This window comes from Sporosarcina pasadenensis (genome assembly GCF_047228845.1).
Taxonomy (GTDB): domain Bacteria; phylum Bacillota; class Bacilli; order Bacillales_A; family Planococcaceae; genus Sporosarcina.
This window is the reverse complement of sequence record NZ_JBFEGM010000011.1, coordinates 96,681-108,386: the sequence shown is the minus strand read 5'-3', so window position 1 is coordinate 108,386 and position 11,706 is coordinate 96,681. Positions and strand designations below refer to the sequence as shown.

General features: G+C 52.2%; 11 protein-coding genes and 1 riboswitch. Of the genes, 9 read left to right on the top strand and 2 right to left on the bottom strand.

Annotation, left to right across the window (positions count from 1 at the left end; all coding sequences use genetic code 11):
* A partial coding sequence (locus AB1K89_RS14940; RefSeq protein ID WP_413055508.1) for a hypothetical protein occupies positions 1–221 on the top strand: 221 nt, incomplete at its 5' end.
* Here AB1K89_RS14940 and thmT read toward each other — a convergent pair.
* Positions 205–393, bottom strand: coding sequence for a 2-hydroxymuconate tautomerase (thmT, locus tag AB1K89_RS14935; protein ID WP_252501891.1), 189 nt, complete (start codon positions 391–393; stop codon positions 205–207). The two genes, AB1K89_RS14940 and thmT, sit on opposite strands and share 17 nt — an antisense overlap.
* 68 nt (positions 394–461) lie before the next feature.
* On the opposite strand from thmT, the gene AB1K89_RS14930 reads away from it, so the two are divergent.
* Complete coding sequence (locus AB1K89_RS14930) at positions 462–992, top strand: YwhD family protein (RefSeq protein ID WP_413055507.1); 531 nt, start codon at positions 462–464, stop codon at positions 990–992.
* A 412-nt stretch (positions 993–1,404) separates the two neighbouring features.
* On the opposite strand, the gene AB1K89_RS14925 is transcribed toward AB1K89_RS14930, so the two are convergent.
* The gene (locus AB1K89_RS14925; protein WP_413055506.1) at positions 1,405–3,462 is read right to left on the bottom strand and encodes a transglycosylase domain-containing protein; all 2,058 of its coding nucleotides are present in this window, start codon (positions 3,460–3,462) and stop codon (positions 1,405–1,407) included.
* A 172-nt stretch (positions 3,463–3,634) separates the two neighbouring features.
* Between AB1K89_RS14925 and AB1K89_RS14920 the strand changes: the two genes are divergently transcribed.
* The 7 genes from AB1K89_RS14920 to cobD all read left to right on the top strand — a co-directional run bounded on the left by AB1K89_RS14920 (position 3,635) and on the right by cobD (position 11,700).
* Positions 3,635–4,060, top strand: coding sequence for a YwiB family protein (locus AB1K89_RS14920; RefSeq protein ID WP_413055505.1), 426 nt, complete (start codon positions 3,635–3,637; stop codon positions 4,058–4,060).
* On the top strand, positions 4,057–5,724 hold the full coding sequence (gene argS / locus AB1K89_RS14915) for an arginine--tRNA ligase (protein WP_413055504.1): 1,668 nt from the start codon (positions 4,057–4,059) through the stop codon (positions 5,722–5,724). The genes AB1K89_RS14920 and argS overlap by 4 nt, the downstream gene beginning before the upstream one ends.
* A 237-nt stretch (positions 5,725–5,961) precedes the next feature.
* Positions 5,962–6,146, top strand: a riboswitch (cobalamin riboswitch).
* 119 nt (positions 6,147–6,265) lie between these two features.
* The gene (locus AB1K89_RS14910; protein WP_413055503.1) at positions 6,266–7,237 is read left to right on the top strand and encodes an ABC transporter substrate-binding protein; all 972 of its coding nucleotides are present in this window, start codon (positions 6,266–6,268) and stop codon (positions 7,235–7,237) included.
* Positions 7,230–8,222, top strand: a complete 993-nt coding sequence (locus AB1K89_RS14905; RefSeq protein ID WP_413055502.1) for a FecCD family ABC transporter permease — start codon at positions 7,230–7,232, stop codon at positions 8,220–8,222. The genes AB1K89_RS14910 and AB1K89_RS14905 overlap by 8 nt, the downstream gene beginning before the upstream one ends.
* A 1-nt stretch (position 8,223) precedes the next feature.
* Positions 8,224–9,690 (top strand): adenosylcobinamide amidohydrolase, encoded by a 1,467-nt coding sequence (locus AB1K89_RS14900; protein ID WP_413055501.1) that lies wholly within the window; start codon positions 8,224–8,226, stop codon positions 9,688–9,690.
* Positions 9,690–10,646 (top strand): adenosylcobinamide-phosphate synthase CbiB, encoded by a 957-nt coding sequence (gene cbiB / locus AB1K89_RS14895; RefSeq protein WP_413055500.1) that lies wholly within the window; start codon positions 9,690–9,692, stop codon positions 10,644–10,646. Before AB1K89_RS14900 ends, cbiB begins: the two co-directional genes overlap by 1 nt.
* Positions 10,633–11,700, top strand: a complete 1,068-nt coding sequence (gene cobD, locus AB1K89_RS14890) for a threonine-phosphate decarboxylase CobD (RefSeq protein WP_413055499.1) — start codon at positions 10,633–10,635, stop codon at positions 11,698–11,700. Before cbiB ends, cobD begins: the two co-directional genes overlap by 14 nt.
* Positions 11,701–11,706 lie beyond the last annotated feature (6 nt).

Below are 11,706 nucleotides of genomic sequence, written 5' to 3'. Positions count from 1 at the left end.
CAAGCCGCCGCGCGCTCAAAGGGGAGTCATCCGCGCTCAAAGCAAGCCGGCCGCGCGCTCAAAGGGGAGCCATCCGCGCTCAAAGCAAGCTGCGCGCGCTCAAAGGGGAGCCATCCACGCTCAAAGAGTGTCCATCCGCGCTCAAAACAAGCCTTCCTCCAAACAAAAAAACGATGCGAGAATCAAGATTCTCGCATCACTTAATCATTCAGCATCGCTGAGGCGCTTGCCTCCGGTTGCGTAATGGTTTTTCGACATTTCTTCGATGATGACAGAAACGTTTTGAATAGGAGCACCCGTCGTTTCAGCGACGACTGCAGATACTTTTTCACAGAGATTGCGCTTCTGCTCATCCGTGCGGCCCTCAATCATTTTTACGGTTACGATTGGCATACTAGTTCCCCCTTTCGCTCATATTTAGGTATAGTGTATATAATAGCAGAATGGGAGGGGTTATAGAAATGACGAATGAGCAGAAACCGAAACGGAAAATGGGATTCACCATTATAAAAGATGATCCGACCGATGGGCACGGAGGATTCGGAATCGGGGCATTGTCATTGGAAAACGTCTCGCCGGTCATCATCGATATCGAAGAAGGGGAAGCGCGCATCGAAATTGGGGCGATGCATGCCCGCAGCGACACGGAGCGCGGTGTGAAGTTCACGACGAACCGCGAAGATTCCGAAGGCGGGAAACCGTACTGGCTCGTCTGGGTGACAATCGATTTCCAGCAGGAAGGTCCTTATTATGCAGGTGTCACTGCATGTGAAATGATCGTAAACCGTGAAAAGCGCAGAGGATACAAGCTTCTTGCGGATCATGTGAATAAAATGGACAAATCGATGAAACGGAATATTATGGTTGATCATATGGACGACAAGTCGAAACAGATCCTCGCAGACTTCCTGTCGACGCACAACAAGGAAATGTGGGAGCGCAGCGAACCGAAATTGCGTATCGATCTAGGTGCCGAATCGCCGCAATTATGAACAAACTGTGAAACTTGGTGACCTCTACCACTTCGGAGGTTGAATGTCTGAGAAAAAGGAAGTACACTGAAATTACAGCTTGCGATTGTAAGCTAGGACAACCGGAAAGTGCGCCATCTGTCAATTGCTGGTTCAACACAACCCAAGCATTGTTCCATCATTTGATAGACCGCATTCGACGGTAAAAAAGCTTTGCCCCACTGATTCAATTCAGAAGGGCAAAGCTTTTTTGATTTGTGAACGTTAAACTTCTCGTTAATGCACTTATAACTTCTCGTTCACTGTCCGAGAGTTCTCATTAATTCCATAAGACTTCTCGTTCTCCATCCAAAAGTTCTCAATAAAGCCTCAATACTTCTCATTCACTCTCCAGAACTTCTCGTTAAATCCCAGAAACCGCTCAATCACTACGTCACTCAAAGAAAGAGAAAGGGAACAGTTCGAATGTGCCGGAGTCGTGGTCATCGCCGTTTCGCTGTTCACGCAAGTTTTTGTCGGTGCACAGCTTTTGCGGCATGTCTTTCTCCTTTAAATACATAAGCCGCTGCTTCGGGCATTCGTTGACTGCGATGCCGCCGGTTTCGACGTCGACGATGACGCCGCTCACACCTTTCGGAGGAATGAACGGCTCCGGAGTTTTGCCCGCGTGGACAGTTTCCATGAAGTCGATCCATATTTTCTTCGAGGCGGCCTTGTCTTCAGGCTCCGTCAATTGCTGGCCCACGTCATAGCCCGTCCAGATCCCCGCCGTAAGCGAAGGGGTGTAGCCGATCAAGTATTGGTCGGATATGGTCGTGCCTGATTTTGCCGCGTACGGCCGTTTTTGCTTCGAGCGCATTGACAGCCCTGTCGAGATGGAGTAATCGTTGAAAACCGGGTCGAACATGCCCGTCAGCAAATGGGTGAGCACGAATGCGTCCTGCTCGGTGATGACCCGCTTAGTGATCTTCTTTGGCTGTTCGTACACCGTTTTCCCGTCCGCGTCCGTGATCGAAAGAATCGTCGTCGGTTCCACTTCCAATCCTCCCGACGAAAGCCGGTTATATGCGTTTGTCATCTCCAGTAAAGTAACGGTCGAAGTGCCCAAAGCGACAGCGGGCGATTCCTGGAACTTGACGTCGAGCCCGAGCCGTTCCGCCATTTTATTGAACTTTTTATATCCGATATCCTCAAGCGTCTTCACGGCGTAAATATTATCCGAAATGGCGATCGCCTGCGCGAGGGAGATCGGATGTCCCGCAAACTTGCCGTTAATGTTTTTCGGCTCATACGTCGAGCGGCCTTCGTCATACGTGAAGATCGTCCGTTCCGTCGACATGAAAGTAAGCGGATTATAGCCATCCTCGAGCGCCGCCGCGTACAGGATCGGCTTCATCGCGGACCCCGGCTGCCGTTTCGCCTGCGTTACCCGGTTGAAAGGGCTCTCTCTGTAATCAATCCCTCCGACGAGCGAAGTGATTGCCCCGGTTTCAGGCTCCATTGACATGAAGCCGACTTGCAACCCGCTATCCGGCATCCATTTATTGATGTATTCCTCCGCCGTCTGCTGGTGATGCGGGTCGAGCGTCGTCCGGATCGTCCAGCCGCCTTCCGCAGGATAGCGGCCCTTTTTATTCAAAATCTGCTCCGCTTCCCGCCACACTTCATCCAAAAAGTATGGGGCGACCCGCTTCATGTCCTTCCAGTCCTCGGTCTTCAGTGTCACCGCCACGTCCACCGCGCGCTGCCGCTGCACTTCGGTAATGAAACCCTGTTCCTCCATGAGGGAGAGGATCAGCAATTGGCGATTTCGGGAACGCTCCGGATTATCCAACGGGTCGTAAACGGATGGCCCTTTCGCAATCGCTGTAATGACCGCAGCTTCTTCAAGTGTCAAATCACTAACCGACTTCGCGAAATAAAACCTGCTTGCCGCCTCGACACCGTACATTCCATGACCGAAATAGATCGTATTCAAATAGCCTTCCAATATGACATCTTTGTCGTAAAAAGTTTCCAACCGATACGCATAGAGCGATTCTTTTATTTTCCGGTTCCATGATTTTTCATGTGTCAAAAACAAATTCCGGGCATACTGCATAGTGATGGAGCTCGCGCCTTCCGCTTTCCGCATCGTCTTCACGTCTTTCAAAACAGCCCCGGCAATCCGTTTGTAATCAAACCCGTTATGTTCATAAAAATTGCGGTCCTCCGTCGCGATGACTGCGTCAATCAGGAACGGAGAAATTTCATCTAAACCTACCCAATACCGACGCTCCGCGGAAAACTTGTCGCCGATTTGCCGTCCGTTCTTATCGAGGAACACGCTCGCTTTCGGCACGCTCAACGAAGGGGCGCCCGTAATTTGCGCATAAAGGCGAAGGCATAGAAACATAGTGAAAAACGCCGTCAGCGCCGTTACAATCAGCAGGCCGATCCGTCGAGTGAAGTTTTTTCTTTTCTTTTTCTTTATATAATCGACTCGTCTCATACAATCCCTTCTCCCACCGTTCTTTCCAGTCAGTATGGAACAGGCGCGGACAGATTAAACGGGAATTCGATAAAAACATAGATTTGATTCCGACAATTCACGATGTATTGGAATAGTGGGGAGAAAAACGATATAATGAATAGATATTTTGAACGTCAAGGGCGGTGCAAGAGTGGAATCAAATAAGGATGGACAAATCGTCGATGTCCGGCTCCAATCAACAATCCGGCATGTTGGCCAAGCTGCGGACAAGCATGAACTGGAAGCGTCGGGTACATTGATTGAAAAAGCGGGAAAGACTTATTTGCGATTTGTGGAAGATTTGAACGGTGAACAAGTGCGGACGACGGTGAAGCTGGAAGAGGGAGACGCATTGATCATGCGGAACGGAGCGGTTCAAATGCGCTTGCCGTTCTCGCTCGACGAAATGCGACCGGGCACGTATGGCAACGGTCCGGCAACTTTCGATCTCCTCGTGAAGACGACGAAGCTGGAAGTCGGGGCGGACAAATTCACGGCGCATTATGAGCTGCATGCGGAAGGCGCATTGCTCGGCAGACACGAACTGACGATTACATATACGGAGGGACAAAAATGAACGCAGTTGAAAAGATCCAACAGGAAATAAAAGACGCATTCCGCGAGGCGGTGCTCGCTTCGGGACTGGCGGAGGAATCCGTAATGCCGGATATCATCCTTGAAACGCCGAAAAACAAAGAGAACGGGGACTATGCAACGAATATCGCGATGCAATTGACGAAAATCGCGAAAAAGCCGCCTCGTGCCATTGCGGAAGCTATCCTTGAGAAATTGGACACATCTTCGACTTCCATCAATTCATTGGAAATTGCGGGACCAGGGTTCATCAACATCAAGCTGAAAAGCGATTATTTAGGGGAAGTCGTGAAAACGGTACTTGCCCAAGGAGCCGATTACGGCCGTTCTACGTATGGCGAGAATCTAAAGGTCCAAGTCGAATTCGTCTCGGCAAATCCGACGGGCGACTTGCATCTAGGCCATGCGCGTGGGGCGTCGATCGGTGATTCACTGTGCAATATCCTCGATTTTGCGGGCTTTGACGTTTCACGGGAATATTACATCAATGACGCGGGCAATCAAGTGAATAACTTGGCCCTTTCAGTCGAGGCGCGATACTTCCAAGCATTGGGTCTTGAAAAGGAAATGCCGGAGGACGGCTATCATGGACAGGACATCATTGATATCGGCAAAAAGCTTGCTGAGGAATTTGGCGATCAGTACGTGAACGTCCCTGAAAAGGAGCGTCAGGATTTCTTCCGGAAATACGGACTTGAATTCGAATTGGCGAAACTGAAGAAGGACTTGGAAGATTTCCGCGTACCCTTCGATAATTGGTTCTCGGAAACGTCGCTCTATACGGACGGGAAGATCGGAATCGCTCTCGATAAATTGCGCGCGAACGGACATGTATTCGAAGAGGACGGCGCGACGTGGTTCCGCTCGACGACATTCGGGGACGATAAAGACCGCGTCCTCATTAAGAATGACGGCACATACACATATTTGACGCCGGACATCGCGTACCACGAAGACAAGCTCCGCCGCGGCTTCGACAAGCTCATCAACATTTGGGGAGCTGACCACCATGGGTACATTCCGCGGATGAAAGCGGCAATCGAGGCGCTCGGCTACGACCGCGATACGCTTGAAGTGGAAGTTGCGCAAATGGTGCAGCTTTATAAGGATGGCGAGAAATTCAAAATGAGCAAACGTACCGGAAAAGCGGTTACGTTGCGCGAACTCGTCGAAGAGGTCGGCTTGGACGCTGTCCGTTATTTCTTCGCGATGCGCTCCGCCGATTCGCAAATGGACTTCGATTTGGATTTGGCCATTTCGCAATCCAATGAAAACCCGGTTTATTATTCGCAATACGCGCACGCGCGTATTTCATCAATTCTCCGTCAAGCGGATGAAGCGAACCTTGCAGCATCGACGGAACATGTTGAGTTATTGCAGACGGAAAAGGAATTGTCGTTGCTGAAGAAAATCGGCGACTTCCCGCGTGCCGTCAGCGATTCTGCTCGACTCCGCTCACCGCACCGGATTACAAACTACATCCAGGAGCTGGCAGCAGAATTCCACAGTTTCTACAACGCTGAAAAAGTGCTCGATCCGGACAACCGCGACCTGTCCGAAGCGCGTCTAGCATTGATTACAGCAACACGCACGACAATCGCCAACGCATTGAAACTCATCGGCGTTGCCGCACCAGAAAGAATGTAAAAATGATACGCCCCTCCGAATGTGGAGGGGCGTTTTTTTGACCAAATACGCTCAAAAGCTGTGAAATACGCATAAATTCCCGGAAAGAAGCATAAACCCGGGAAAAGACGCATAAATCCTAGAAACTACGCATAAACGCTAATAATGACGCATAAATCCTAATAATTACGCATAAACCCGAAAATGCACCCTCTCGACATCGCACAAAACTATAGTATAATTAATGCGAATCACAATTACATAACCAAACGTGAAGGTGCCCCGCCGTCAACGCTGGGGTTAAAAGGGAAGCCGGTTCGATTCCGGCGCGGTCCCGCCACTGTACATGCTCGCAAGCCGCAAGTTGCCACTGGAGAAATTCCGGGAAGGCGCGGTACGCGATGAGCATAAGCCAGGAGACCTGCCTTCATGAGTCACCCGTACCCTACGAGGATAGGTTTGGTGGAAATCAGCGCTGTTCTGTTGCTGTATTTTTACTAAACACATTCCTCCGTCCACAAAACGGGGGATTTTTATTTGGAACAAACAGGAGGAAATTGGAATGAAGAAGATGTGGCAGCTTTGGCTAACAGCAATCCTAGCGACGTTCCTGCTCGCGGCATGCGGCACGGAAAACGCGGAGAAAGACAACAAACCAGCAACAGAAAATACACAGAAAGAAGCGAAGACTGCGGAAGCGGCATTCCCGGTCACGCTTACAGATGCGGTCGGCAATGACATTACGCTCGAACAAGCCCCTGAAACAATCGTCTCCATGATTCCGAGCAATACGGAAATCCTGTTCGCGCTCGGCCTGAACGACGAAATTGTCGGCGTCAACGATTGGGATAACTATCCGGAAGAAGCATTGGAGAAAGAGAAAATCGGCGGACAGGAATTCAATGTCGAAAAGATCGTCTCGATGACACCGGATATCGTGTTCGCTCATGAATCGATGCTTGGCATTAGCGACGAAGGCTTGCAACAGCTCCGCGACGCGGGAATCAATGTATTCGTCGTGAAAAATGCGGCGGATTTCGAAGAGACATACGAAACGATTGAAACGCTCGGCAAGGCGACTGGCAAATCTGAAGAAGCCGCTACAATCATCGAGGATATGAAAGCGAAAGTCGAAGAAGTTCTCGCGAAAACAGCAACTGTCGAGAATAAAAAACGTGTACTCATTGAAAACTCGGATGCGCCAGAAATTTATGCTCCGGGGAAAAATACATTCATGCAAGAAATGCTTGATATGATCGGTGCTGAAAACATTGTAACGGAAGAAGACTGGGTCATGATCAGCCCGGAGGAAATCGTCAGCCAGAACCCTGACGTCATCCTCATCATGTACAGCTATGTGCCGGATATCGTTGAAAGTGTGAAAAACCGGGACGGCTTCGGTGACATCACTGCTGTCAAAGAAGATGCGGTCGTCCAAGTCAATGAAGACATAACGAGCCGCACAGGTCCACGTCTCGCAATCGGCCTGGAAGAAGTGGCAAAAGCCATCTATCCGGAGGCGTTTGGTGAATAAAGCAACACTCGCCTACATCGTGTCCGCCGCCACACTTATCGTGGCGGTATGGCTCGGTGTTTCGATTGGAACCGTTAAAATTCCGATCAGCACGTTTTGGGATGCGTCTGATACGACCGCCTCAAATATCCTATGGAAAATCCGAATGCCCCGCGTCATTTTAGCAGGGCTTGTCGGTGCAGCGCTCGCCATTTCAGGAGCCGCTTTCCAAGGATTGCTGAAAAACCCGCTTGCTGATCCATACACACTCGGAGTGTCATCCGGCGCCTCGGTGGGTGCTGTCGTGACACTCTTTTTCGGTTTGTCGATTCCAATCCTAGGCACATACACTTTACCTGTCTTCAGCATGATCGGGGCCGCCTTAACGATGTTCCTCGTCATCGGCTTCGCAAGGCTCGTCGACCGTTCCATGAAAATGGAGACGATCATCCTCACCGGGATCATCTTCGGTTCATTTTTAGGCTCCGTCCTGTCGCTCATGATCGCGCTAACCGGTGAAGAGCTGCGGCAGATCATCGGCTGGCTGCTCGGTAGCGTCTCGATGCGCGGCTGGAATTACATCGTCATGGTACTTCCATTTGTCATCATCGGTACCTTCATTCTTTGGATGAACCGCAGGGAATTGAATGCCATGCTGTTCGGCGAGGAACGCGCACATCATCTAGGCGTCAACGTCAAACGCCGCAAATTCATGATTCTCATCGGCGGTTCCATTTTGACAGGTTCAGCTGTTGCTGTATCAGGAACGATCGGCTTCGTCGGCCTTGTCGTCCCGCATATGACACGCCTCATGTGGGGATCCGATCACCGGCATCTCCTTACATTGTCATTCATGAACGGTGCATCATTGCTCATCATTTGCGATCTCATCGCTCGAACGATCATTTCTCCTTCAGAACTACCGGTCGGCGTCATTACAGCGTTCATCGGCGCGCCGGTGTTCGCGTACATTTTCTATAGACAGAGAAGGAAAGGGGCTATGTAATATGCTGCAAGTCGACAATCTTTCCGGCGGCTACGGAAAAGAGCCGATCGTCAAAAACATTTCGTTTCGTGTGAATAAAGGCGAAATCCTCGGCATTCTTGGCCCGAACGGTAGCGGGAAATCGACGCTACTGAAAATCATTTCGGGCATCTTGCCGGCCCAATCTGGAACTGTCCGGATCGACGGGGAGGACGCTAAAGCTTATTCCCAAAAGCAGTTCGCGAAAAAGGTGGCGGTCCTTCCGCAGCTGCATGCGCACGCCTTCTCGCATACCGTGAAAGACACCGTCTCGCTCGGCAGATATCCGCACCAGACCGGGCTTTTTTCATCCTGGTCCGATGAAGACGAGCGGGCGGTGACGGAGGCGCTTGCCTACACCGGCGTCACCCGCTACAAAGATACGGCAATCGAACTGCTTTCGGGAGGCGAACAGCAACGAGTATTCGTCGCGCAGGCGCTCGCGCAAGAGGCACCAATCCTCCTGCTCGACGAACCGACGAACCATCTCGACATCGCCCACCAGCAACAATTGCTCGACACGATCCGTAACCACGCCATCGAAAAGGGTGTCACCGTCATCTCCGTTTTCCATGACGTCAACCTTGCTTCCCTTTATTGCGACCGGCTGCTTCTCATGGAAAAAGGGGAGGTCGCCATGATCGGCGACCCGCAGGAAGTCATCCGCGAGTCGACGATCGGCAAAGTGTACAATGCGCGCGTCAAAACGCAGCCGCATCCAGAACTGCCGAAGCCGCAAATGACGCTTCTTCCTCAAAAAACTGAGGAAACCAAACCGTTCACGGTCAATAAAGGACACTTCACCGTCACTGCGGAACGCGTTTCAATACAGGTCAACCAACCATTGAAAACCGTCTCGTCCGCTGTCGTGAACGCGGGGCTCGGCTGGTACCGTGCATTCGTCAACCGCCACGTTGACGAAAACTATAACTGCGACGACGTCCAAGCGGAGATGTCCGCCTACCTCGAACAACACGGCTATACACTGTCGGACACCGTCGGCATGATGACCGCCGTCACGACCGAGCATGCGGAAATCGGCGAATACGAAGGCGATTTTGGCTCCGTCCTCGTCATGGTGACAGCGGGCGTCGGCAATGCCGTCGACGTCTCGCAAGCACTTGACCGCGAACAACGCGTCGGCACGATCAACACATGGGTCATCGTCAACGGCCACTTGCCCGAAGAGGCGTTCATCCAGGCGATGATCACCGCAACCGAGGCGAAAACGAAAGCGCTCCAAACCGAAAACGTCAAAGACCCGCTCACCGGCACAATCGCGACCGGCACATCGACCGACAGCCTCCTCGTCGCCGCGACGCAAGAAGGGGAGCACCTGCCATACGCGGGCCCGATCACGCCGCTCGGAAAACTAATCGGCCACGGCGTTTACGACTGCACTGTCCGCGCGATCCGTGCCTATAAAAAAGCAAAGGGCTGGACGTCGTAATGCAAGCCCATTTTATTGCAATCGCGATCGGGTTCGCCCTCGACCGCGCCATCGGGGATCCCCCGAACTGGCCGCATCCCGTGCGATGGATCGGCACATGCATCTCGAAGCTCACCGCGCTCTTGAACAAAGGGCGCGCCCGCGTACTGAAAGGCGCTGGGATGCTGCTCATCGTCGTTTTCATCGTTACGGCGATTGTTCTTGCTATCGTCTGGTACGCTTACCAACTACATATCGTGGTCGGAATCGTCGTCGAAGCGGTCCTCATTGCCATTGGGCTCGCCCGGAAAAGCTTGCGGGACGCTGCACTCGATGTGTACGAGCCGCTAGCAGCTGGCGATCTTAAGGAAGCACGGAAAAAGCTTTCGTGGATCGTCGGCCGCGACACTGACACACTGCAAGAACGGGGGATTGCCCGTGGTGCAATTGAAACGGTGTCGGAAAATACGGCAGACGGCATTACATCGCCGTTGTTCTGGGCATTCCTCTTCGGTGCTCCAGGATTATGGATGTACAAAGCGGTCAACACGCTCGACTCGATGATCGGCTATAAAGACGACCGCTACCATGAGTTCGGCAAGTTTTCCGCACGCGCTGATGATGTGTTGAACTTCATTCCCGCAAGGATTACCGGCTTCCTCATCCTCATCTTCACGAAGAATGAAGGCGGAATCCCTTTTAGGAAGCGGTTCGTCGGCTGGAGCAAGGACGCGCGGAATCACCCGAGTCCAAACAGCGGCTACCTCGAGGCGGCAACTGCTTGGCAGCTCGGCGTTAAATTAGGCGGGAAAAGTACATATCGGGGAACCATTTCCGAACGGCCGGAAATCGGCCCCGGACTGAAGCCGTTGCAAGCGGCGCACATCAAATTGGCCATCCGGCAAATGCAGGCGGTGTCATTCGCCTTCTGGCTGGTCATGACATTCATTGGAGTGATTTTTTATGCAATTGCCTGAACACGGGGCGAATCCTCGGCACGTCTATGAAAAGCTCGGAATGGCCCCGCCTTCGCGAATCCTTGATTTCAGCGAAAACTGCAATCCGGCGGGACCTCCGCGGGCCGTCATCGAGATGTGGCCGGATCTCTTGGCGCGATTAAACACCTACCCGGACCCGTCCGGCGAGCCTTTCCTATCGAAGGCGGCGGATTATCACGGCGTCTCGAAAGCGTCGGTGTTTGCGGGCAACGGAGCGGCAGAAATCTTGTCGCTCATTGCGGACCGGTACCGGGGGAGACGGGCGATCGTCGTCCACCCGACGTTTTCGGAATACGAAGCGACGTTGCGGGCGAAGGGAGTCGAGATTGAACGGATCATCGCTTCCGAAGCGGACGGCTTCCGCTTGCCGGTTGAGGAGGTATTGGAGAAGGTATCGACGGTATCCGTTTTATATCTTTGCACGCCGAACAATCCGACAGGCATCATGCCGGAGCGTGAGGATCTGCTGACGGTCATCCGTAAGGCAGGGGAGGTCGGCTGTGAAGTCGTCCTTGATGAGGCGTTTATTGATTTCATAGATGAAAGCATGTCTTTCATTCCTGAATTGAACGAATTTCCGCACGTCATCGTCGTCCGGTCGATGACGAAGATGTATGCGATCCCGGGCATCCGCCTCGGGTATGCAGTCGCGCACCCCGATATCATTGCCTCATTGAAAACGACAGCGCCGCATTGGAATGTCAACGGCATGGCGGCCGCAATCGGCGCGGTTTGCCTCGGGCAAGATGCTTACCGTGAAGCGGCGATCCGCCATGCCCGGACGGAACGAGAGAAAATGACGGCCTTTTTGAAGGAGTATGGCTGCACGGTGACTGAGTCAGCCGCGAATTTCCTGTCGTTCAAACCGGAAGATACCGGAAAGCTGTACAAGGAAATGCTTGCGAGAGGCATCGTCCTCCGACATTCGGAAAATTTCCTGGGGATGGACGGACGGTGGTTGCGCATCGGGATGAAAAGTGAGGCGGAAATGGAAGAAGTAAGGGCCGAACTGAGCGTTTCCCGGTATTTATGATCACTT

Bases quoted from the DNA above. Each gene is read 5' to 3' on its own strand.
- argS (WP_413055504.1), top strand. From the start codon at position 4,057: ATGAACGCAGTTGAAAAGATCCAACAGGAAATAAAAGACGCATTCCGC.
- AB1K89_RS14930 (WP_413055507.1), top strand. From the start codon at position 462: ATGACGAATGAGCAGAAACCGAAACGGAAAATGGGATTCACCATTATA.
- cbiB (WP_413055500.1), top strand. From the start codon at position 9,690: ATGCAAGCCCATTTTATTGCAATCGCGATCGGGTTCGCCCTCGACCGC.
- AB1K89_RS14925 (WP_413055506.1), bottom strand. From the start codon at position 3,462: ATGAGACGAGTCGATTATATAAAGAAAAAGAAAAGAAAAAACTTCACT.
- AB1K89_RS14900 (WP_413055501.1), top strand. From the start codon at position 8,224: ATGCTGCAAGTCGACAATCTTTCCGGCGGCTACGGAAAAGAGCCGATC.
- cobD (WP_413055499.1), top strand. From the start codon at position 10,633: ATGCAATTGCCTGAACACGGGGCGAATCCTCGGCACGTCTATGAAAAG.
- AB1K89_RS14910 (WP_413055503.1), top strand. From the start codon at position 6,266: ATGAAGAAGATGTGGCAGCTTTGGCTAACAGCAATCCTAGCGACGTTC.
- thmT (WP_252501891.1), bottom strand. From the start codon at position 393: ATGCCAATCGTAACCGTAAAAATGATTGAGGGCCGCACGGATGAGCAG.